The organism is Mycobacterium sp., from assembly GCF_965229265.1.
Taxonomy (GTDB): Bacteria; Actinomycetota; Actinomycetes; order Mycobacteriales; family Mycobacteriaceae; genus Mycobacterium.
In genome coordinates this window covers 843,731-863,860 of the sequence record NZ_CBDDIY010000010.1, presented here as the reverse complement: position 1 = coordinate 863,860, position 20,130 = coordinate 843,731, and the positions used below count along the sequence as shown (strand labels likewise).

At 68.6% G+C, this 20,130-nt stretch carries 21 protein-coding genes and 1 pseudogene; 13 read left to right on the top strand and 9 right to left on the bottom strand.

Annotated elements, in window-relative coordinates:
- Positions 1 to 117 precede the first annotated feature (117 nt).
- From ADBZ9K_RS06160 to ADBZ9K_RS06140, 5 genes are read left to right on the top strand one after another with little or no spacing between them, the layout of a single operon-like run.
- Positions 118 to 1,236 (top strand): 4Fe-4S dicluster domain-containing protein, encoded by a 1,119-nt coding sequence (locus ADBZ9K_RS06160; RefSeq protein ID WP_526619160.1) that lies wholly within the window; start codon positions 118 to 120, stop codon positions 1,234 to 1,236.
- Positions 1,229 to 2,089 (top strand): FAD/NAD(P)-binding protein, encoded by an 861-nt coding sequence (locus tag ADBZ9K_RS06155; protein ID WP_526619158.1) that lies wholly within the window; start codon positions 1,229 to 1,231, stop codon positions 2,087 to 2,089. The genes ADBZ9K_RS06160 and ADBZ9K_RS06155 overlap by 8 nt, the downstream gene beginning before the upstream one ends.
- Before the next feature lies 1 nt (position 2,090).
- Positions 2,091 to 2,843 carry an NADH-quinone oxidoreductase subunit B family protein gene (locus ADBZ9K_RS06150; RefSeq protein ID WP_526619156.1) on the top strand — a complete coding sequence of 251 codons (753 nt, stop codon included), beginning with the start codon at positions 2,091 to 2,093 and terminating at the stop codon, positions 2,841 to 2,843.
- The gene (locus tag ADBZ9K_RS06145; protein WP_526619154.1) at positions 2,840 to 4,126 is read left to right on the top strand and encodes a Ni/Fe hydrogenase subunit alpha; all 1,287 of its coding nucleotides are present in this window, start codon (positions 2,840 to 2,842) and stop codon (positions 4,124 to 4,126) included. The genes ADBZ9K_RS06150 and ADBZ9K_RS06145 overlap by 4 nt, the downstream gene beginning before the upstream one ends.
- Positions 4,123 to 4,572, top strand: coding sequence for a hydrogenase maturation protease (locus ADBZ9K_RS06140; RefSeq protein WP_526619152.1), 450 nt, complete (start codon positions 4,123 to 4,125; stop codon positions 4,570 to 4,572). Before ADBZ9K_RS06145 ends, ADBZ9K_RS06140 begins: the two co-directional genes overlap by 4 nt.
- On the opposite strand, the gene ADBZ9K_RS06135 is transcribed toward ADBZ9K_RS06140, so the two are convergent.
- The 4 genes from ADBZ9K_RS06135 to ADBZ9K_RS06120 all read right to left on the bottom strand — a co-directional run bounded on the left by ADBZ9K_RS06135 (position 4,567) and on the right by ADBZ9K_RS06120 (position 8,601).
- The gene (locus tag ADBZ9K_RS06135; protein WP_526619151.1) at positions 4,567 to 5,304 is read right to left on the bottom strand and encodes a type 1 glutamine amidotransferase; all 738 of its coding nucleotides are present in this window, start codon (positions 5,302 to 5,304) and stop codon (positions 4,567 to 4,569) included. The two genes, ADBZ9K_RS06140 and ADBZ9K_RS06135, sit on opposite strands and share 6 nt — an antisense overlap.
- 26 nt (positions 5,305 to 5,330) lie before the next feature.
- Entirely contained in the window at positions 5,331 to 6,080 is a 750-nt protein-coding gene (locus ADBZ9K_RS06130) for an SDR family NAD(P)-dependent oxidoreductase (RefSeq protein ID WP_526619150.1), read from the bottom strand.
- The gene (locus ADBZ9K_RS06125; protein WP_526620768.1) at positions 6,077 to 7,279 is read right to left on the bottom strand and encodes an alkyl sulfatase dimerization domain-containing protein; all 1,203 of its coding nucleotides are present in this window, start codon (positions 7,277 to 7,279) and stop codon (positions 6,077 to 6,079) included. The genes ADBZ9K_RS06130 and ADBZ9K_RS06125 overlap by 4 nt, the downstream gene beginning before the upstream one ends.
- Positions 7,280 to 7,341: 62 nt before the next feature.
- Complete coding sequence (locus ADBZ9K_RS06120; protein ID WP_526619149.1) at positions 7,342 to 8,601, bottom strand: sulfotransferase; 1,260 nt, start codon at positions 8,599 to 8,601, stop codon at positions 7,342 to 7,344.
- A 48-nt stretch (positions 8,602 to 8,649) separates the two neighbouring features.
- Here ADBZ9K_RS06120 and ADBZ9K_RS06115 point away from each other — a divergent pair, with 48 nt between their 5' ends.
- Positions 8,650 to 9,558, top strand: coding sequence for a helix-turn-helix domain-containing protein (locus ADBZ9K_RS06115; RefSeq protein ID WP_526619148.1), 909 nt, complete (start codon positions 8,650 to 8,652; stop codon positions 9,556 to 9,558).
- A gap of 65 nt (positions 9,559 to 9,623) precedes the next feature.
- Positions 9,624 to 9,902: pseudogene (locus ADBZ9K_RS06110) on the top strand (DUF2784 family protein); the annotation flags it as partial.
- Positions 9,903 to 9,958: 56 nt separating this feature from the next.
- Here the strand turns inward: ADBZ9K_RS06110 and ADBZ9K_RS06105 are convergent.
- Genes ADBZ9K_RS06105 through ADBZ9K_RS06090 form a run of 4 tightly spaced genes read right to left on the bottom strand, consistent with a single transcriptional unit; the run spans position 9,959 to position 13,738 of the window.
- Complete coding sequence (locus ADBZ9K_RS06105) at positions 9,959 to 10,405, bottom strand: RidA family protein (protein ID WP_526619147.1); 447 nt, start codon at positions 10,403 to 10,405, stop codon at positions 9,959 to 9,961.
- Positions 10,402 to 11,436, bottom strand: a complete 1,035-nt coding sequence (locus ADBZ9K_RS06100; RefSeq protein WP_526619145.1) for an acetamidase/formamidase family protein — start codon at positions 11,434 to 11,436, stop codon at positions 10,402 to 10,404. The genes ADBZ9K_RS06105 and ADBZ9K_RS06100 overlap by 4 nt, the downstream gene beginning before the upstream one ends.
- A gap of 54 nt (positions 11,437 to 11,490) precedes the next feature.
- Entirely contained in the window at positions 11,491 to 12,156 is a 666-nt protein-coding gene (locus tag ADBZ9K_RS06095) for a response regulator (protein ID WP_526619144.1), read from the bottom strand.
- Positions 12,149 to 13,738, bottom strand: coding sequence for a sensor histidine kinase (locus ADBZ9K_RS06090; protein WP_526619143.1), 1,590 nt, complete (start codon positions 13,736 to 13,738; stop codon positions 12,149 to 12,151). Before ADBZ9K_RS06090 ends, ADBZ9K_RS06095 begins: the two co-directional genes overlap by 8 nt.
- Before the next feature lie 127 nt (positions 13,739 to 13,865).
- Between ADBZ9K_RS06090 and ADBZ9K_RS06085 the strand changes: the two genes are divergently transcribed.
- Genes ADBZ9K_RS06085 through ADBZ9K_RS06065 form a run of 5 tightly spaced genes read left to right on the top strand, consistent with a single transcriptional unit; the run spans position 13,866 to position 18,293 of the window.
- A complete protein-coding gene (locus ADBZ9K_RS06085; RefSeq protein ID WP_526619142.1) occupies positions 13,866 to 14,855 on the top strand; it encodes a Bug family tripartite tricarboxylate transporter substrate binding protein in 990 nt (329 codons plus the stop codon).
- Positions 14,852 to 15,367 carry a tripartite tricarboxylate transporter TctB family protein gene (locus tag ADBZ9K_RS06080; RefSeq protein ID WP_526619141.1) on the top strand — a complete coding sequence of 172 codons (516 nt, stop codon included), beginning with the start codon at positions 14,852 to 14,854 and terminating at the stop codon, positions 15,365 to 15,367. Before ADBZ9K_RS06085 ends, ADBZ9K_RS06080 begins: the two co-directional genes overlap by 4 nt.
- Positions 15,367 to 16,908 (top strand): tripartite tricarboxylate transporter permease, encoded by a 1,542-nt coding sequence (locus ADBZ9K_RS06075; RefSeq protein ID WP_526619140.1) that lies wholly within the window; start codon positions 15,367 to 15,369, stop codon positions 16,906 to 16,908. Before ADBZ9K_RS06080 ends, ADBZ9K_RS06075 begins: the two co-directional genes overlap by 1 nt.
- Positions 16,905 to 17,291 carry a universal stress protein gene (locus ADBZ9K_RS06070; protein ID WP_526619138.1) on the top strand — a complete coding sequence of 129 codons (387 nt, stop codon included), beginning with the start codon at positions 16,905 to 16,907 and terminating at the stop codon, positions 17,289 to 17,291. The genes ADBZ9K_RS06075 and ADBZ9K_RS06070 overlap by 4 nt, the downstream gene beginning before the upstream one ends.
- A gap of 18 nt (positions 17,292 to 17,309) precedes the next feature.
- Entirely contained in the window at positions 17,310 to 18,293 is a 984-nt protein-coding gene (locus ADBZ9K_RS06065) for a TerC family protein (protein ID WP_526619137.1), read from the top strand.
- Here ADBZ9K_RS06065 and ADBZ9K_RS06060 read toward each other — a convergent pair.
- Positions 18,290 to 19,189 (bottom strand): LysR substrate-binding domain-containing protein, encoded by a 900-nt coding sequence (locus ADBZ9K_RS06060; RefSeq protein WP_526619136.1) that lies wholly within the window; start codon positions 19,187 to 19,189, stop codon positions 18,290 to 18,292. The two genes, ADBZ9K_RS06065 and ADBZ9K_RS06060, sit on opposite strands and share 4 nt — an antisense overlap.
- 92 nt (positions 19,190 to 19,281) lie before the next feature.
- Here ADBZ9K_RS06060 and ADBZ9K_RS06055 point away from each other — a divergent pair, with 92 nt between their 5' ends.
- Positions 19,282 to 19,950 (top strand): O-methyltransferase, encoded by a 669-nt coding sequence (locus ADBZ9K_RS06055; RefSeq protein ID WP_526619134.1) that lies wholly within the window; start codon positions 19,282 to 19,284, stop codon positions 19,948 to 19,950.
- The last annotated feature ends 180 nt before the right edge of the window (positions 19,951 to 20,130 follow it).

Sequence of the window (20,130 nt, the reverse complement as noted above, 5' to 3'; positions counted from 1 at the left end):
ACGCTAGTGAGGTCAGGTTGCGATCAGGTGAACGCTTGGGGGGATGTGACTTTAGGCCTTTGCGGCCGTCGTCCAATGGCCCATGCGCGGGCGCGGATCGTCGACAACGATGACTGCATGGCACCCAGCGACACGGTCGTGCTCGACGGTGCGGGATTGCACCGCTTGGTCGATGAATTGCGCACCCGCGGTTACCGGGTGGTCGGACCCACGCTGCGCGACAACGCGATCGTGCTGGCCGAACTCGACAGCGCCGACGATCTGCCCAACGGCTGGGGCGTCGACGTCGCACCGGGCACCTACCAGCTTCGCCGCCGCGACGACCGGGCGGCCTTCGGGCACTCGTCGGGGCCGCAGTCCTGGAAGCAGTACCTGCACCCGCCACGCCAGAAGATGTGGTCCTGCGGGCCCGACGGGGTCGGCGTCGCGGACGAGCCCGAACCCAAGTACGCCTTCCTCGGAGTGCACGGCTGTGACCTGGCGGCCATCGGCGTGCTGGACCGGGTGCTCTCCGGCGACGATCATCCCGACGGATCGTATGTGGGGCGGCGCCGCCAGGCCTTCGTGGTCGCGGTCAACTGCACCGAACCGGGCCGGCTGTGCTTCTGCGCATCGATGGGCACCGGTCCGGCCTGCGACCGCGGATACGACCTGGTGTTGACCGAGCGCCTCGACGGCGCCGAACCCAGCTACGTCGCCGAGGTGGGCAGCCCGGCGGGCGCGGAGGTACTCGCCGCGGTGCCGGCCCGGGCCGCCGGGGCGGCCGAGGTGAGCGCGGCGGCGGCCGACGTCGCGGCGGCGGCGGAGAAGATGGGGCGCCAGATGCCGGCCGGGGATCTGCGGGAGCTGCTGGTCGCCTCGCGGGAGTCCCCGCACTGGTCGGAGGTCGCCAGCCGGTGCCTGACCTGTGGAAACTGCACCATGGTCTGTCCGACGTGCTTCTGCACCAGCACCTCCGACGTCACCGACCTCACCGGCGAGCACGCCGAGCGCTGGATGGAGTGGGCCTCGTGCTTCGAACTGGACTTCACCTTCGTCCACGAGGGTCCGGTCCGCACCTCCGGCCCGTCGCGGTACCGGCACTGGCTGACCCACAAGCTGTCCAGCTGGCACGACCAGTTCGGCACCTCGGGCTGTGTCGGCTGCGGACGGTGTATCGCGTGGTGCCCCACCGGGATCGACATCACCGAGGAGATGGCCACGTTCGCCCGGCTGGCGGAGAACGACGATGAGTGAGACGGTGACCCGCGGCTGGGCGCCGCGATCGTCGGCGATGGCGCCGCTGCCGTACCGGGTGCGGTCCCGGGAGGCCGAGAACGCCGACTCGGTAACGCTGTGCCTGGAGCCGGTGGCCACCGAGCTGTCGGCGCCGCGGCCGGGGGAGTTCATGATGCTCTACGCGTTCGGCGTCGGCGAGGTCGCCATCTCGGTCAGCGGCGACCCGTCCCGCTCCGACGGCACCATCACCCACACCATCCGCTCGGTCGGTGCGGTCAGCGCGGCGTTGTGCGCGGCGCAGCCGGGTACCACCATCGGGGTGCGCGGACCGTTCGGCACCAGCTGGGGTCTGGATGCCGCAACCGGGCGCGACCTGGTCATCGTCGCCGGGGGGGTGGGCCTGGCCCCGCTGCGTCCGGTGGTGCTCGGTGCGCTCGCAGACCGGGACCGCTACGGCCGGGTCGTCGTGATCGCCGGTGCCCGGTCCCAGCGCGACTTCCTCTACACCGCGGAATTGCAGCGCTGGCAAGAGGATTCGCGCCTCGAGGTACACCTGACCGTCGACGTGCCGATCCAGGGCTGGCCGGGGGAGACCGGATTCGTCACCGAACCGCTGCGGCGCCTGGCACTGGCACCCGACCGGGTGACGGCCTTTCTGTGCGGGCCGGAGCCCATGATGCGATTCGGGGCGATGGCCTTGCTGGACAAGGGAGTAGCGCCGACCGATATCCGAGTGTCGTTGGAGCGCAACATGCAATGCGGCATCGGGTGGTGCGGGCACTGCCAGCTCGGCCCGCTGCTGGTGTGCCGGGACGGTCCGGTTGTCGGCTACGACGTGGCTCGCCCGCTGCTGGAAGTCAAGGAGCTTTGAGATGCCCAGCCTTGCCGTGTGGAAGTTCGCCTCCTGTGACGGGTGCCAACTGACCCTGCTGGACTGTGAGGACGAATTGTTGACGCTGGCCGAGCAGGTCCAGATCGCGGCGTTCGCCGAAGCCTCCAGCGCGTTCGTGGGCGGCCCGTATGACCTATCCCTGGTCGAAGGGTCGATCACCACGCCCTCCGACGAGCGCCGGATCCGCGAAATACGGGAGCAGTCAACAATTCTGGTGGCCATCGGGGCATGCGCGACCGCCGGTGGCATCCAGGCGCTGCGCAATTTCGCCGATGTCGCCGAATTCACCTCCGTGGTCTATGCCCGGCCCGACTACATCCACACGCTGGCCACCTCCACCCCGGCGTCGGCGCACGTCACCGTCGACTACGAACTGCGCGGCTGCCCGATCGACCGGGGTCAGCTGCTCGACACCCTGGCGGCGCTGCTGGTTGGGCGCGAGCCGCGCCTGCCCGCGGCCACCGTGTGCACCGAATGCAAGCGGTCCGGGGTCACCTGCGTCACGGTGGCCGAGGGCATCGCCTGCCTGGGCCCGGTGACGCACGCCGGCTGCGGCGCGCTGTGCCCGCGCCACCATCGCGGCTGTTACGGCTGCTTCGGCCCGATGGCCACCCCGAACATGCCGGCGATGATCCCGCTGCTGCACCGCGACGGGCTGTCCGGCCCGCAGGTGGACCGGGTGTTCGAGACCTTCAACGTCACGGATTTCGACGCGGAACGGAACCCACGATGAGCCAGGCCCGCACCATTCGCGTCGGCGCCCTCACCCGGGTGGAGGGAGAGGGCGCCCTGCACGTCGAGCTGCGCGACGGGGTTCCCGAACGCGTCGAGCTCAACATCTATGAGCCGCCGCGGTTTTTCGAAGCCTTCCTGCGCGGGCGTGCCCACACCGAGCCACCCGATCTCACCGCGCGGATCTGCGGGATCTGCCCGGTGGCCTACCAGATCAGCGCCTGCAACGCGATCGAGGACGCCTGCGGGGTGAGCTTGGATCCCGCGCTGGTGGCATTGCGGCGCCTGCTGTACTGCGGCGAGTGGATCCACAGCCACGCCCTGCACATCTACATGCTGCACGCGCCGGATTTCCTGGCCGAGCCCGACATCATCGCGGTCGCCAGGAACCACCGGGTCGCCGTCGAGCGCGGGCTGGCGCTGAAGAAGGCCGGTAACCGGCTGATGGAGCTGGTCGGCGGCCGTTCGATCCACCCGATCAACGTGCGGTTGGGCGGGTTCTACTCGGTGCCGGCCAAGGCTGACCTGAAACCGGTGGCCGAGCAGCTGCGCCGCGCGCTCGACGACGCGCTGGCCACCGTGACCTGGGTGGCCGGCTTCGACTTCCCGGACCTGAGGATCGACCACGAGTTGCTGGCCCTGACCTCGGACCGCTACGCGATCGAGGACGGCACGATCGTCCGCAGCGCCGGAACCCCTTTTCCGGTAGCCGAATTCAGCGACCACGTGGTCGAGACGCAGGTGCCGCACTCCACGGCGCTGCATGCGACCCTGGACGGCGGGCGGCACCTCACCGGCCCGCTGGCCCGGTACTCGCTGAACGCCGCGCAGCTGACCGGGGCGGCGCGGCAGGCCGCCACGGCCGCCGGTCTGGGCGACGAGTGCCGAAACCCGTTCCGCAGCATTGTTGTTCGTGCTGTCGAGACGGTGTATGCGGTCGAGGAGGCGTTGCGGATCATCGATGCCTACGAGCCGCCGGCGCGGCCGTTCGTGGAGGTGGCGGCCCGACCGGGGGTTGGGCACGGGGTCAGCGAGGCGCCGCGCGGGCTGCTCTACCACCGCTACGAGATCGACGACCAGGGACTGATCAAGGCGGCCGTCATCGTGCCACCTACCGCCCAGAACCAGGCGGCCATCGAGGACGACCTGACTCGGGTGGTGCTGGCCGGTGCAGACCTCGACGATGCCGCACTGACGGCGATGTGCGAGCGCACCATTCGCAACTACGACCCGTGCATCTCCTGCGCCACCCACTTCCTCACGCTGACGGTGCGCCGCCGGTGACCGTGGTCGTCGTCGGGATCGGCAACGACCATCGCCGCGACGATGGGGTCGGTCCCGCCGTGGCGACCGCACTGGCCACCCACCCATTGCCCGGGGTTCGGGTGCTGACGTGTGCGGCCGAACCGACGGCGATCCTCGACGCCTGGGACGGGGCCGCGCTGGCCGTGGTCATCGACGCGGTCGCGGGCCCGGACACCGTGCCCGGCCGGGTGCGCCGGTGCACCGCGGCGGACCTCGCGGGCGCCGGCGGGATCAGTTCGCACGACCTGAGCCTGGCGCAGACCTACGAGCTGGGCCGGGTTCTCGGCCGCGCGCCGGGGTGTCTGGTCGTGGTCGCGATCGACGCGGCCGACACCGGCCACGGAACGGGCTTGAGTCCGGCGGTGGCGGCGGCGGTGCCCTATGCCGTGGAGTTGGTGCGCGCCGAGATCACCGGGCGGTCATGATCGGGTCGCGGCGAGGGACTGATCGGCGGCCCTGCCCAGGAAGCCGCGCACCAGACGCCTGAGCCGGCGGGCGGCGTCGTCGACATGATGGGTGGTGTGGGCGCGCAACTCCTCGGAATGCAGCCCGAGTTGCGCCAGATCACCGCCGCCCTCCCGGGTGCTGTCGTCATCGATCCACACGTCGAGCAACCCGTGGTCGAGCTCGGGGTGGAACTGCAGGCCCATCGCCCTGCCGAGGACGAAAGCCTGTGAGGCACGGTCGTTTCGGGCGATCTCGGTGGCTCCCGGCGGCGGGGTGAAGCGGTCGAAATGCCACTGGAACCACGGGCCGTCGGGCACCAGGTCGGGATCGCTGCTGTGCACGTGATGCCAGCCGATCTCGGGATCGGTGGAGCGCGCCACGGACCCGCCGAGGGCGGTGGCCACCAGCTGGCCGCCGAAACATACCCCGAGAACACCGGCGCCGGCGTCGACCGCTCGTCGCACGACGTCGATCTCGGTGGCCACCCACGGCAACCGGTCGTCGTAGACCGCCCAGCGCGAGCCCAGCGGCACGACCACGTCGTAACCGGTCGGGTCGGGGAAGGTGACGTCGAAGGTGGGATCGTCGGCCCGGTGCGCCGGCACCACCTCGAATGTGTCGACGTCGAAGCCGAGTTCGGTGAACGTCTCGCCGAGCAGCGCCTCGGGGGCGTTCGGATCGTTGTAGATGAACAGAACCTTGCGGGGCACGGGAATACGGTACGGCAGATGGCGCGCTACACGCAGTCCGAGGCGCCGTCGACGACTACCACCGCGCCGCTGGTGTAGCTGCTCTGCTCGGTGCACAGGAACGCGACGGCCGGTGCGACCTCGCCGACGGTGCCCATCCGCCCGGCCGGAATGTGGGCGATCTCGGCGGCGACGATCTCCGGCGCGGCGTGCATCGGCGCGGTCATCGGGGTGTCGATGGTGCCCGGCGCGACCGCGTTGACCCGGATTCCGTGCCGGGCCCACTTGACCGCCAGATTGCGGGTGACGTTGACGATGCCGGACTTGGCGGCCCCGTAACCGGGGACCAGGGGGACCGCACGCAGGGCCGACATCGAGGCAAGGTTGACCACGCTGGCCCCGCCGGGCGCGGTCGAGGCCCGCAGCGCGCGGCGCAGCGCCACGGTGAGCCGGTAGGGCCCGGTGAGGTTGACCGCGACGGAGGCGGCGAACCCCTCGGGGGTGGATTCGTCGAGTCCGCCGGGAAAGTTGGCGCCGGCGTTGTTCACCAGGATGTCGAGCACGTCGATGCCCTGCGCCAGGCTGTCAATGGATGCATTGTCGGTGAGCACAAGTTGGCGGTAGGCCATCCCGGACAGCTCGGCGTCATAGTCGGTGGCGCTGGCTCGGGTCCCGGTGACGGTGACCTCGGCCCCGGCGTCGCGGAACAACACCGCCACGGCATGCCCGATCCCGCTGGTGGCGCCGGTGACCAGGGCACGGGTTCCGGTGAAGTCGAAGCTGATCGTGGCGCTCATGAGTACCTCTCGATCTGCGTGGTCAGCCAGGCGCTCTCCCAGAAGTTGATGCTGGCGGCCAGGAGATGTTCGTGGGCGGCTCGTAGGACCGCCCGAGCGTCGCTGTTCTGGGGGCTGACCCCGGTGACGAGTTCGGCGATGTGGATGGACTCCAGTGCCCGCCCGGCCGCCAGATGGGCGCGGGCGCGGGTGACCAGGGCCTCGGTGCCGGCCAGTTCGACGAGGTCGGCGCCGACTGATTCGGGGCCCACCGGGTAGAGCTCGGTGGTCGAGCGGTGGTGGAACCAGCCGGAATAGTTCTCCCAGATCGCCCGCACGTCCCAGGCCACCTTGCCGTAGCCCTGGCCGACCTCGAGGTGCTCGGGCAGGGTGATCTCGCGCATCAGGGTCCGCACGTCTTTGCCGGCGTTCATCCCGGCCACGGTCTCGTCGTGCAGATAGCGGACGGCATCACGCAGCCGGGTCAGTTCGGCGTCGATCCGCTCGGCGCCGGTGATGGGCTCGAAGTGTCCGGTGAGCAGGATCTCGGGCTGTAGACGGCGGACCCGTTCGATGGTGTCGATCACCGTCAGCGCGTCGCGGTAGCGATCTCCGCGCATGGTGACCAGGTTCGGGATGTGACCGAAGACGGGTCCGAAGGTATTGCTGCACAGGCAGATTCGCTCCTCCGGTAGCCACACCACCAGGGAGTCGGTGGTTTCCCCGCCCGGGGTGGCGATCAGCTCGAACCGCCGGTCGCCGACCTGAAGCGTCATCTGGTCCTCGACGGTGAGGTCGGCGGTGGCGGTGCTCTGCGGTGGCAGTTTGCGGCCGAAACGGGCCTGGATCGCGGCGATACCCGCGGCGAGCCGGCCGGAGAATGCGAAGGCGCTGCGGTTGGCGCGGTAGGGCAGCAGCCGCTCGTTGTCGTCGCGCCAGGACTCCCAGTTCGCCTGTGCGACAACCGTGGTGTCTGGATCGCGCAGCGTGTCCAGGCCGCCGACGTGGTCGTAGTGGCCCTGGGTGATCAGGATGTAGCGCACCGGTGAGGAGTCCACCGCATCGAAGTTGGCTCGGTGCACCGGGCCCTCGAAACCCATGCCGGTGTTGACCACGACCCGCCCGTCGGAGGTGGTGAGCAGGTAGGAGTTGGTCAGCCCGGGGGAGCACCAGATCCCGGGTGCGACGCGTTCGGCGTGTTCGGCAGTCGCCGGGCGCATGGCGTCGGCGCCGGGACGGCTGCGGTAGATGGGCTCCACGGTCACCTCGTCATATCTCGGGGTCACATCTCGGGCTGGACGTCGAAACGCTGGAAGTAGAAATCGAATCGGGCCCGCAGCTCCTCGGGGCGGACCCCGAAATGACCGGTGAGGTCGTAGGGGATCGTGCCCTTGGCGCCGCGCCGGTTGTGATCGACATAGGCCTGGAATCGGTTGGCCACCTTGGGCCCGATCTCGACTCCAGCGCGCCGGTAGAAATCCTCGAGCACCGGCATTTCGTTGCCGTTGAGGTGGTGGAAGCCGATGTCGACGCTGCGCTCGGCTGCCACCAGATCACGGTCGCGCACGCAGGCGCTCAGCAGGCGATGGATCCGGTCGGTCCAGTACTCGACCAGCCAGTCGGGCTCGATGCTGTTGCGGCGCAAGCGATCCGAGTACGCCATCATGGTGATGGCCGACTGGATCACCGCGACCGGATCGCGGTGGGTGAAGGCGACGGTCGCGTCGGGGAACGTGGTCGTCAGCGGACCCAGTTGCTCGGCGTGCTGCGGCGACTTGAGCACCCAGGTGCGTGGCCCGCGCAGGAACGTCAGAGCCTGCAGCACCGTCTTGAGGTAGCCATAGTGGCGGGTTTGGTCCAGGCCGAGATAGAAATCGCGCCAGGCTGGCACCCGGGCGTGCCATTCGAGCACGTAACCGGCCATGTCGAGGTCGAGCAGTTCCACCTCCTCCTCGATGGCTTCCGGAAAGCGGTCGTGCATTGCGGCCACGTACGGGGTGGTGGCCATCAACGCCTGGTGTTCGGCGTTGGCCCGGGCATAGCGGGGATCGATCCCGAACACGTCGGGTCCCTGTCCGCGGGCGGGAATCGGCTCCTCGCTTTCCCAGTACGGCAGCGCGCGCCGGCGCGGGTCCTGCGCGATCAGGTTGACCAGGTGCGTCGTCCCGGACCGCGGCATGCCCACCACGATCAGCGGCGCCTCGATCGGGATGGACCTGATCTCGGGATACCGCGTGAGCAGGTCGGTCAGCGACAGCCGGTTGCGCAGCCGGCGAACGATCCTGGCGCGCAACGTACTTCGGCTGAGCTGGCGTAGTCCGGTGTCGGACTCGATGGCGGCGACGTGCGCGGCGAGCCGGCCGGCGAATCCGTCGTTGTCGGCGAGGTCGTCGGCCCCCGCCTGGCTGGCGGCTTCGGTGAGCATCGCCTCGATGTCGAAGGTGACCGCCCGCGCCTCGGTGTAGTCCAGGATCTGGCGCTGGGTGCCGGTCAGCACCGGCGCGGTGAGGTCGTCGAGGTTGAGCGGCTCCGTCGACGCCATCACCACACCCCTTGTGAACGTCGAATATTCGACGTACCGTTCGGAAATATGACGCTCAAGGTAGACCCTGCCGACCGCGTGGGTCAAGCGTCCTCGTCCCCGCCCACCGAGCGGGTCATCGCCGTCATGGAGATGCTGGGCGCCGATCCGGGCCGGCGTTTCTCGCTGGCTGAGATCACCCGCAGCCTCGACATCAGCCGGGCCACCGGCCACGCCATCCTCGCCACGCTGGCCGCACACGACTGGGTGGTCCGGGATCCCGGTAGCGCGAAATACACCTGGGGGCCGGCGATCGCCAGCCTGGCCAAGCCCGCCGACCTGCACCTGTTTCGCGGCGAGCTGGAAGAACTGGCCGCCGCGACCGACACCCAGGTGTACCTGGCCCGGCGGGAGGGGAACAGCCTGCTGATCGTGGATGTGGCTGGGGAGACGCTGACCGCCCCGCGGATCGGGCGGGGCACCAGGACGCCGTTTGTGGCGCCGTTCGGGCGCGACTATGTGGCGTGGTCGAGCCCGGAGTCCCAACGCGCGTGGCTCGAGGCGATCGGCGCGCCCAGCGCGGCGTTACGCGCGCGAATCATCGCGGTCCTCAACGAAACCCGCCACCGTGGGTTCGTCGTGGAACGCCTCACCCGGGAGTACGTCCGAGTCTATTCGGCGCTGCGCGCACTCGGCGGCGACGGCGAGGTGGACGCGATCACCGCGCAACTCGCCCGGGCCTTCGCCGATCTCAGCGTGATCGACGTCCTGCCCGGGGAGCTGGGCGACGGCCTCACCCACCGCATCGCCACGGTCTCGGCGCCGATCACCAATGCCGATGGTGTGGTGACGATGTCGGTCACCGCGGCCCCGTTCGCCGCGCTGGACGCACCGGCCATCGCCTCGCTCGGGCAGCGGGTCCGGGCCACCGCGACCGCCATCGGAGGCCGGCTGAGCCGCTACGGGGATCAGGGGTAGGCCCGTCGGCGGAGGTACCCTGGAGCGCAGCAAGCCGCGCGATCGCGTGGCGCGACAGGTGGGACATGAAGGCGTTGTGCACCGCCCTGGTATGGGTGGTCGTGGCTGCCCATTTCGCGTTTCTGATCTACCTGCCCAGCGGGGGTTTCCTGGCGCTGCGCTGGCGCCGCAGCATCTGGCTGCACGTGCCGGTCGTGCTGTGGGGGATCGGCAGCGTGGTGCTGCACTTCTGGTGCCCGCTCACCGCGCTGGAGCAGTGGGCGCGTCCGCGCGCCGGCATGGCGCCGCTGGGCTCGGCCGGGTTCATCGACCACTACATCACCGGCGTCATGTATCCCTCCGGCGGCACCGGCTACGCCCAGGCGGCGGCCTTCCTCGCCGTGGTGACGTCGTGGATCGCCTACGCGGTCACCTCGGGCCGCGGACGGCCGACGTCCGCGCCGGACCAGCCCTCGGCACGCCAGCACACCCAGTCGATCTCCACCAGCGCGCCCACCGCCAGCCCGGTGGTGCCCACGCAGGTCCGGCTCGGCAGCCGGTCGGGAAACCACGGCGCGTAGGCGGCGTTGAAGGCGGCGTAGTCCGACCAGTCGGTCAGATAGGCGCGGACCGACACCACGTCGGCCAGCCCGCCGCCGCACAGTTCGGTGACCCGGAGCAGATTGGTCAGCACCTGCTCGGTCTGGGTGGCCACGTCGTCGCCGACGAGAGCCCCGGTGGTGTCGGTCGGCATCTGCCCGGTGACGTAGAGGGTCGGTCCGGCCGCGGTCGCGTGGGCGAACGGTGCCACGGCGGGCGGCACACCGTCGGCCGGGGTGAAGGTGAACGCCTGGATGCCGCTGCTCATGCCGGCCGATTCTGCCAGCGCGGGAAGCAGCGCTTGTCAATGCGGGCGTGCACCCCCTGGCGCTGATCGACGACCTGGGTCACGGTGAAGTCCACCGCCACCGACATGAACGAATAGGCGTCGGCGCGGGACAGCCCGAAGTGGCGCCCCAGCAGATCGAGCGCGCGCAATGTGGCGCTCTTCATCGCCGCGTCCAGGCTGTCCCCGAAGCCGTGCACCAGCAACTCGGTCGCGGTCTCCAGCACCGGCACGGTGAACGGCAGGTCGCGGCGAATCGTCACGCGCAGCAATCCGTTCAGCGACGACTCCAGGGCGGTTCCGCTGACCTCCCCATCACCCTGGGACACGTGCGGATCGCCGAGCGACAACAGCGCACCGGGCACCTGCACCGGGTAGTACATCCGGCCGCCGGCGCCGATCCGCCAGTTGTCGACGTTGCCGCCGTGGTCCCCGGGCGGCACCGAGGACACCCGCACCGGCTCGGCCGGGGCGACACCCATGGTGCCGAAGTGCGGGCGCAGCGGTACGACGACGCCGGGAAGCGCGGGCTGGCGGCTGGTGGGGTCGGGCGCCACGATGGTGCCGGGTTCGTTGGCCAGCGGGGTCGCGGTCCAGTCGTAGCCGAACAGGGCGCGGCCCAGCAGCGCGTCGACGTCCAGTTCGTAGACGGTGACCCGCTCGACGGGGATCTCGTTGTACAGATACCCCCAGTGCCCGGCGAGGTTGGAGCCGTAGGGCAGCCGCGGGGTGGCCTCCAGGATGTCGACCTGTAACACGTCGCCGGGGCGAGCCCCGGCGACGGCGATCGGGCCGGTGAGGATGTGCGGGCCGGGCCCGCGGTCGCTGACGTCGGCGAACAGCTGCGAAATGCCTTCGTCCATCAGCAGATCCGGCGCATCGCCGGCGTGGTGGGTCACTGCCTCGATGGCCACCAGATCACCGGAATCGACGGTGATAGCGGGCGTCTGCCGCGGGTCGAAGTACCCCCAGTGCACCGTCTGAGCCGTCGCCGGAAGGTGGTGCACCGTCATAAGCGTCAGATCATGCCAACAAAGCCGGCCCGGCGCGCGGTGAGAACGGCCCGCTCACACCGGGTGGTAGCGGCGCTCAGGCCGGCCCGCCCCGTACTGCAGCCGCAGCCCCAGGGCGCCGGTGCGTAGGAAGTACTCGAGATAGCGCCGGGCGCTGACCCGGGAGATGCCCACCAGGTCAGCGCATTCGGCCGCCGACACCTCACCGGCCCCGCGGACCGCGTCGAGCACCAGCCGGCCGGTCTCGGCGCCGAGTCCCTTGGGTAGCGGCGCCGGTTCATCGCCGGTCGGCGGGCGCCCGAACAGGGTGTCGACGAAGTTCTGGTCGATGCCCTGGGCGGAGCCCAGCGCGTCGGCGCGGGTCGCGAACGACGCCAGCTTCGTTCGCAGCTGCTCGAACTCGAATGGCTTGATCAGATAGTCGGCGGCACCGCCGTCGAGGGCACCGCCCACGGTGTCCAGTTCCCGTGCGGCGGTGATCATGATGACGCCCACCGGATCGCCCTGGGCACGCAACCGCTGCAACACCTGCAGGCCGGTCATGTCGGGCAGGTAGACGTCGAGCAGGATGAGGTCGGGCCGCAGCCGGTTCGCGGCGTCGAGCGCGGCCGCTCCGGTGTGGGCCACCTCGACGGTGCGGAATCCGTCGATGCGGTCGACGAACCGGCGGTGGATGTCGGCGACCATGAAATCGTCGTCGACGACGAGCACCTCACGCATGACTGACCGATTCGATCCGCGGCAGCCGCGCGACGAACACCGCACCGCCACCGGCGCCGTCACGCACATCGGCGGTGCCGCCGTGCTGGGCGGTGATCAGCCGGACCAACGCCAGGCCGATGCCGCGGCCACCGGTAACCTCCGGTTTGGAGGTCACGCCCCGGGAGAAGATCTGGCCGCGTTGGTCGTGCGGCACACCGGGTCCCGAGTCGGCGACGGTGATGAGAAGCCCGTCGGCGTCGTCGATGTGTACGGTGACGCGGGCCTCAACTGTGCCCTCCGAGGCGTCGACGGCGTTGTCGATCAGGTTGCCCAGCACGGTGATGACGTCGGTGGCCAGCGCCGGACTCAGCGTGCTCAGGTGCGAATCGTCGGCCAGCTGCAGCGACACGCCGCTCTCGGCGGCCAGCGTGGTCTTGGCGATCAGCAGGGCGGCCACGGCGGGATCTGAAATCCGTTGGGTGACAGTATCATTGATCTCGGCGCGGCGACGCGTCAGTGCGCCCACCAGGTCGCGCACCGAGTCGTACTCGCCCAGCTGAACCAGCCCGGAGATGGTGTGCAGCTGGTTGGCGAACTCGTGGGTCTGGGCGCGCAGCGTGTCGGTCACGCTCTTGTGTGAGGACAGCTGGCCCTGCATGGAGGCCAGTTCGGTGCTGTCACGCATGGTGGTGACGGTGCCGATGCGCTGGCCCTGGCTGGTGGCCGCCCGCCGGTTGAGCGCCAGCACCCGGTGCGGTGTGGCGATCACGACGTCATGACCGTCTTCGCCGGAGAGCAGGAAGTCGGCCACCGCGGGGTCGATGCCGGCCTCCCGCACGGCGCGGTTGACCGCGTCGGCGCCGATCCCGAGCAGCTCCTGGGCGCTGTCGTTGACGACGGTGATCACCCCGTCGGTGTTCACCCCGATCACGCCCTCACGGATGCTGTGCAGCAACGCCTCCCGGTGCTCGGCCAGTCCGGCGATCTCGGCGACCTCGAGGCCGCCGGTATGGCGTTTGATCCGGCGCGACAGCAGCCAGGACGCGACCAGACCCAGCGCCGCGCCGAGGCCGAGGTAGACCAGCAGCCGTTCACCGGCACCGCTGAGCAGTTGCCACACCGAGGGATAGGGCTCACTGACCGACACCACCGAGAGCACCCGGCCGTCGGTGGACAGGATGGGGACCTGACCGACGAGCGCGTGGCGGCCGTCGACGTCGAGGTCGCCGAACCAGGCCCGGCCCTCCACGACGCGGCTGGGGCCGAAGTCGGCCCGTTGCCCGACCCGCGACGGGTCCGAGGACACCCGCACCAGCCCGGCCGGATCGATCAGCTCGGCCAGGCCGGCCCCGGACAGGGCCACCGCCCGGTCGACGTCGGGTGCCAGTAGCCGCGCGGCGAACGGATCGGCGTAGCGATCCCGCACCAGTGGGGTCGAGGCGACGTTCTCGGCGACGGCGATCATCCGCTGCCCGCGTACGTCGCGGAACTCCTTGCTCGACTGGGCAACCGACACCGCCGCCACCGCGATCAGCACGACCGCCACCACGAGCAGCTGGAACACCAGGAACTGGCCCGCCAGGCTCCGGCCGCTACGCATCAGCGATGACCACAACGACCACAACTTCCTTTACGTCCCAAAGGGTGACCTGCGTCACTTCTGACTACCAGTATTGCTGACTATCACAGGCAGGCGAACTCTTCCGACGACGAAATGGGGTCGACGAATGGTGCGACGACACGCGAAGCGGCTCGTGGTGGTCGCCACCGCGCTGGCCGTGACGGTGCTGCTCGCCGGCTGCGGTGTGACGCGCGGCGACGATCCGTCGGGTCTGCACCGGCTGCGCATGATGGTGCCCAACAGCCCCGGTGGCGGCTATGACCTGACCGCGCGGACGGCGGTGAAAATCATGGAGGACCAGGACATCACCGGCCGCGTCGAGGTGTTCAACGTGCTCGGCGCCGGCGGCACCGTCGCGATGGCCCGCCTGATGAACGAGCGGGGCAACGGTGACTTGATGATGACCATGGGCCTGGGCGTCGTCGGCGCCACCTATACCAACGGGTCCAAGATCAAGGCCTCCGATGCGACGGCCATCGCCAAGTTGATCGAGGACCCCGGGGCGATCTTCGTTCCCGCCGATTCGCCGTTCAAAACGGTGGGCGACTTCGTCGCGGCCTGGAAGGCTGATCCGAGCAGGGTCACGATCGGCGGCGGCTCCTCGCCGGGCGGCCCCGATCACCTGTTCCCGATGGAAGTTGCAAAGAAGGTCGGCATTGACCCGAAACAGGTCAACTTCATCACCTATGACGGCGGCGGGGACCTGCTGACCGCGCTGCTCGGCAAGAAGATCACCGTAGGAACCTCCAGCCCTGGCGAGCTCATCGACCAGATCGAGGCGGGCGAGCTGCGGGTGCTCGCGGTGTCCAGTCAGGAACGCGTCGAGGGTATCGATGCGCCGACGCTCAAGGAGGCCGGTATCGACCTCACGTTCGCCAACTGGCGGGGAGTCCTTGCGCCGCCGGGCATTTCCGACGATGCGAAGGGTGCGATGGTCAAAGCGCTCGAAGAGCTGCACGGCACTGCGCAGTGGAAGGAGGCGTTGGTCAAGAACGGCTGGACGGACGCCTTCGTCACCGGTGCTCAGTTCGAACAGTTCCTCACCGATCAGGACAACCGGGTCTCGTCGACCCTGACCGAACTGGGGCTGCTGTGAGCATCGACGACAGGCAAAGCGAGGCTCGCACGCCCGACTACGCGCAGTACATCGTGGTCGCCGTCCTGGTACTCGTCGGCGGATTCCTGGTCTACAGCGGACTGACGCTGGACGAGGGCTTCGCCAAGGTGGATCCCGTTGGGCCCAAGTTTTTTCCGCTGATCGTCGGCGTCGCGGCGCTGGCGCTGGCGGTGATCTTGGCCGTCGCGATCCCGCGCGGCAGCAGGGGTGAGGCCGACGCCGGTGAGGACATCGATCCCGAAGCGCCGGGGGATTGGCGCACCGTAGGTCTGCTGGTCGCGATGTTCGTCGCGATGATCCTGTTGGTTAACCCGCTGGGGTGGGTGATCACGAGTGCACTGTTCTTCGCCGGTGCGGCAACGGTTCTGGGCGCCAAGCACTACGTGCGCAACGTCGTCATCGGTGCGGCACTGGCCCTGGCCAGCTTCTACGCGTTCTACTCCGGGCTCGGAATCCCGCTGCCCGCAGGCATCTTGGACGGGATTCTGTAATGGACAGCTTCAACTGGCTGCTGCAAGGGTTCGCCGAGGCGGCGACCCCGATGAACCTGCTGTACGCCGTGATCGGGGTGCTGCTGGGCACCGCAGTAGGTGTGCTGCCCGGTATCGGACCGGCCATGACGGTGGCTCTGCTGCTTCCCATCACCTACAACGTCAGCCCCAGCGCGGCGTTCATCATGTTCGCCGGCATCTTCTACGGGGGCATGTACGGCGGATCCACCACGTCGATCCTGCTGAACACGCCGGGGGAGTCGTCGTCGGTGATCACCGCCATCGAGGGCAACAAGATGGCCAAAGCGGGCCGGGCCGCGCAGGCGTTGGCCACCGCGGCCATCGGCTCATTCGTGGCCGGCACCATCGGCACGGTGCTGCTGGCCGCCTTCGCGCCGGCGATCTCGCGGTTCGCCGTGACCCTCGGCGCTCCGTCGTACCTGGCGATCATGCTCTTCGCGCTGGTGGCGGTGACCGCGGTACTGGGCTCCTCGAAGCTGCGCGGCGCCATCTCCTTGGTGCTCGGCCTGGCGATCGGCATCGTCGGCATCGACTTCCTGACCGGCCAGCCGCGGGCCACGTTCGGTATCCCGCAGCTCTCCGACGGCATCGACATCGTCGTGATCGCGGTCGCGATCTTCGCTGTGGGAGAGGCACTCTGGGTGGCCGCGCATCTACGGCGCAGGCCTGCCGAGGTGATCCCGGTGGGCCGGCCGTGGATGGGCCGCGACGACTGGCGGCGGTCCTGGAAGCCGTGGCTGCGCGGCACCGCGTTCGGGTTCCCGTTCGGTGCGCTACCTGCCGGCGGTGCCGAGCTGCCCACATTCCTGAGCTACATCACCGAGAAGAAGCTGTCCAAGCATCCCGAGGAATTCGGACGAGGCGCCATCGAGGGGGTGGCCGGACCCGAGGCGGCCAACAATGCTTCGGCCGCCGGCACCCTGGTGCCGATGCTGTCGCTGGGTCTGCCGACCAACGCCACCGCAGCGGTCATGCTCACTGCGTTCGTCTCCTACGGGATTCAGCCCGGGCCAACGCTATTCAGTAAGGAGCCGCTGCTGATCTGGACGCTGATCGCCAGCCTGTTCATCGGCAACTTCCTGCTGCTGGTGCTCAACCTGCCGCTGGCGCCGCTGTGGGCCAAGCTGCTGCGCACGCCGCGGCCGTACCTGTATGCCGGCATCTTGTTCTTCGCCACGCTCGGGGCGTTCGCGGTGAACATCCAACCGCTGGACCTGGCACTGCTGCTGCTGTTCGGGCTGCTGGGTCTGCTGATGCGCCGGTTCGGCCTCCCGGTACTGCCGCTGATCATCGGCGTCATCCTGGGGCCGCGCATAGAACGCCAATTGCGCCAGAGCCTGCAGCTCGGCGGGGGCGAGTGGTCGAGCCTGTTCACCGAGCCGGTCGCCATCGTGACCTACGCATGCATGGCGGTGCTGCTCGCCATCCCGCTGGTGCTGCGTCTCCTGCACCGCGACGAAGAGACGCTGTTGGTCGTCGAGGACGACAAGGATCAGCGAGAGAAGGCGCAGGCATCATGATTGTCATCGGATACACCAACGACCAGTTCGGCATGGCGGCGCTGGATGCCGGCATCGCCGAGGCCGCGCTGCGCGACACCGATCTGCTGGTGGTCAACTCGACACCGGGGGACTCCTACATCGACGCCGCGTTCGCCCAGCCCGGGCAGGTGCGTGACATCGAGGAACGCTTGCGCGACTGCGGGCTGCGTTACGAGCTGTCCCAACCCGTCGGGGTGTACGCCGCCGACGCGCTGCTGGAGGCGATGGATCGGCCCGACGCCGAGCTGCTGGTGATCGGCCTCAAGCACCGCAATCCAGTCGGCAAACTGCTCCTCGGCAGTGTCGCGCAGCAACTGCTGGTCGAATGCCCAAAACCTGTGCTCGCGGTTAAGCCTGGCTAATACCGAATAATGGATGTCATGGACATCACCGGATCGGTCTGGTTCATCACGTGTGCGGTCATTCTCGGGTTGTTCATCTTCGACTTCTACGCCCACGTGCGGGTCCCACACGAACCGACGTTCCGCGAGTCGGCCATCTGGTCGGCGGTGTACATCGGCCTGGCGGTGGTCTTCGGGTTCGTCGTGTGGTGGCTCTGGGGTGGGGAGTTTGCCGGCGAGTACTTCGCCGGCTACGTCACCGAGAAGGCGCTGTCCGTCGACAACCTGTTCGTGTTCACCGTGATCATGGCCTCGTTCGCGGTTCCCCGGGCGTTCCAGCAGAAGCTGCTGCTGATCGGCATCGTGATGGCGCTGGTCATGCGGGCGGGGTTCATCGCGGTCGGTGCCGCCGCCATCAACAGCTTCAGCTGGGTGTTCTATCTGTTCGGTCTCTTCCTGGTGCTCACCGCCGTCAAGCTCGCGAAGGAGGCCGGCCACGAGAAGGAGGTCGAGCAGGAACGCGATAGCCGGATCATCAGGTTGGTGCGCCGGTTCGTGCCGACAACCGACGACTATGACGGCGACAAGTTCCTCACCAAGCTCGACGGCAAGCGGGCCGTCACGCCGATGTTGTTGGCGCTCATCGCGATCGGGTTCACCGATGTGCTGTTCGCACTGGATTCGATTCCGGCGATCTACGGGTTGACCGAGGAGCCCTACATCGTCTTCACCGCCAACGCCTTCGCCCTGATGGGGTTGCGCCAGCTGTACTTCCTGATCGGTGGGCTGCTGGACCGGCTGGTGTACCTGTCCTACGGGCTGGCGCTGATCCTGGCGTTCATCGGGGTGAAACTGGTGCTGCACGCGCTGCACGAGAACAGCCTGCCGTTCATCAACGGCGGCGAGCACGTGGCGGTGCCGGAGATCTCGACGGGCATGTCGATCGGGGTGATCGCGGTGGTGCTGGTGATCACCACGGTCGCCAGCCTGGTCAAGACCAGGGGACAGGCCAAGCTGAGCTAGAGCGCCTCCCGTACGCACTGCCGAAGCCAGCGATGCGCACCGTCGGCGTCGTGGCGGGGATGCCACGCCATGCTGATCGTCAACGGCGGCAGGTCGAGCGGGATCGAGAAGCTGGTGAGGTTCAGCGCTTCTATCGCGTAGCTCCCCAGCCCGGCCGGCATCATCGCGACGAGGTCACTACTGCGGACGAGGAACAGGCCGCCTGCGGGAGTGGGAGCGCACACCGCGACGCGTCGTTGCAGGCCGTGCTCGGCGAGCAGTTCGTCAACCGGGCCGCGGAGCCGCCCCCGGCGCGAAAACACCACATGCTCGGCGTCGGCGAAGCGTTTGACGGTGACGCGTCGCTTGGGGAGAGGATGTCCCGCACGCACGACGCCGATCATTCGATCGATCATCAGACCCTCGACCCGAATCTCCGGGTCGAGATGGCTTGTCTGGCCGACCTCGAGGTCCACGCTGCCGTCACGCAGCGAGTGGGTGTCCTCATGGCTCTCGCCGACGAAGCGCACGATCACGTCTGGGGCTTCGGCTCGCACTCGTGCCAGCAACCGCTCGGCCAGCGTGCTGAGCATTCCGATGTCGCCGATCTGCAGCGAGAACGTGCGCGACAACCGACGCGGTTCGACGGCTTCGGGTGGCGCGAAAAGCGTTCGGGCGCGCTCGATCACGTCGTGAACGTCGGCCTGCATCGCCAGTGCCCGAGGGGTGGGCACCATCTGCCGGCCGGCCCGCACCAGCACGGGATCGTCCAGCCTGCGGCGTAACCGGGCCAGCGTGCGGCTCATCGCCGGCGCCGAAGTATGGAGCCGCTCGGCGGCCAGGCCGACGCTGCGTAGCTCGAGCAGGGCGTCGAGTGCCAGCAGCAGGTTCATGTCCAGGTCGTAAGTGGATTCCATCTCAGATAATCCTCACCTATCAATGATGCACTGGTGGCAATCCACTCTCAGGGATACGTTGAGGTCATCGCACTGATTGGAAGGAACCCACTATGACCAATTCCCTGACCTCTACTCCGGTTTCGGTTGTCCTGCAACGTCTTTTGTCGCTCGAGCTCGTCGGTGACGAAGCCATCGTGGCAGCGGTGCTTGACGCGCCGCGCTCGCCGTGGGATCTCGATGCTGGCCAGCGTGCCGAAATGTTCAAGGACGTCTACATGTCCGTGTCCGGCGCCGGCGGCCAGCTGCTCTACCTGCTGGCCCGGGCAACCGGTGCCCGTAACGTCATCGAGTACGGCACGTCGTTCGGGGTGTCGACGATCCACCTCGCGAGCGCCGTCCGCGATAACGGCGGCGGCACGGTCATCACCACCGAACTGCAGCAGGACAAGGCTGACGCCGCCTTGGCCAACTTTGCCGAAGCCGGTGTCGCCGATCTGATCGAGCTGCGCCGCGGCGACGCTCGCGAAACACTGGCGGAGGTGCCATGGGTGCCGGACCTGGTGCTGCTGGACGGCTGGCCCGACCTGGCGATCGATGTGCTGCGGGTGCTCGAGCCGAATCTGCGCGCCGGCACCCTGATCCTGATCGACGACGTGACTGCCGACTTCGGCCGCGACGTCCACGGGCCGCTGCTGGAATACCTCGGCGACCAGGCCAACGGCTACGCGACGATGACGTTGCCGATCGCCGACGGCATTCAGATCGCCGTCCGGCTGTGAGTGAACGCACTGAGCTGGTCGCCTGTCCGTCTACTGTTAACGATGAGTCGGTGAGTGGGTTTGCAGGGATTCGACCGCCGCGTAATGAGGTGTTACTTCTCGGACTGGTCGACTGAGTGCCACTCGAACGTGTTCATCAAGCGGTGGTCGCGCCGCTCCGCCGGAAGCCAGCTTCTCAGC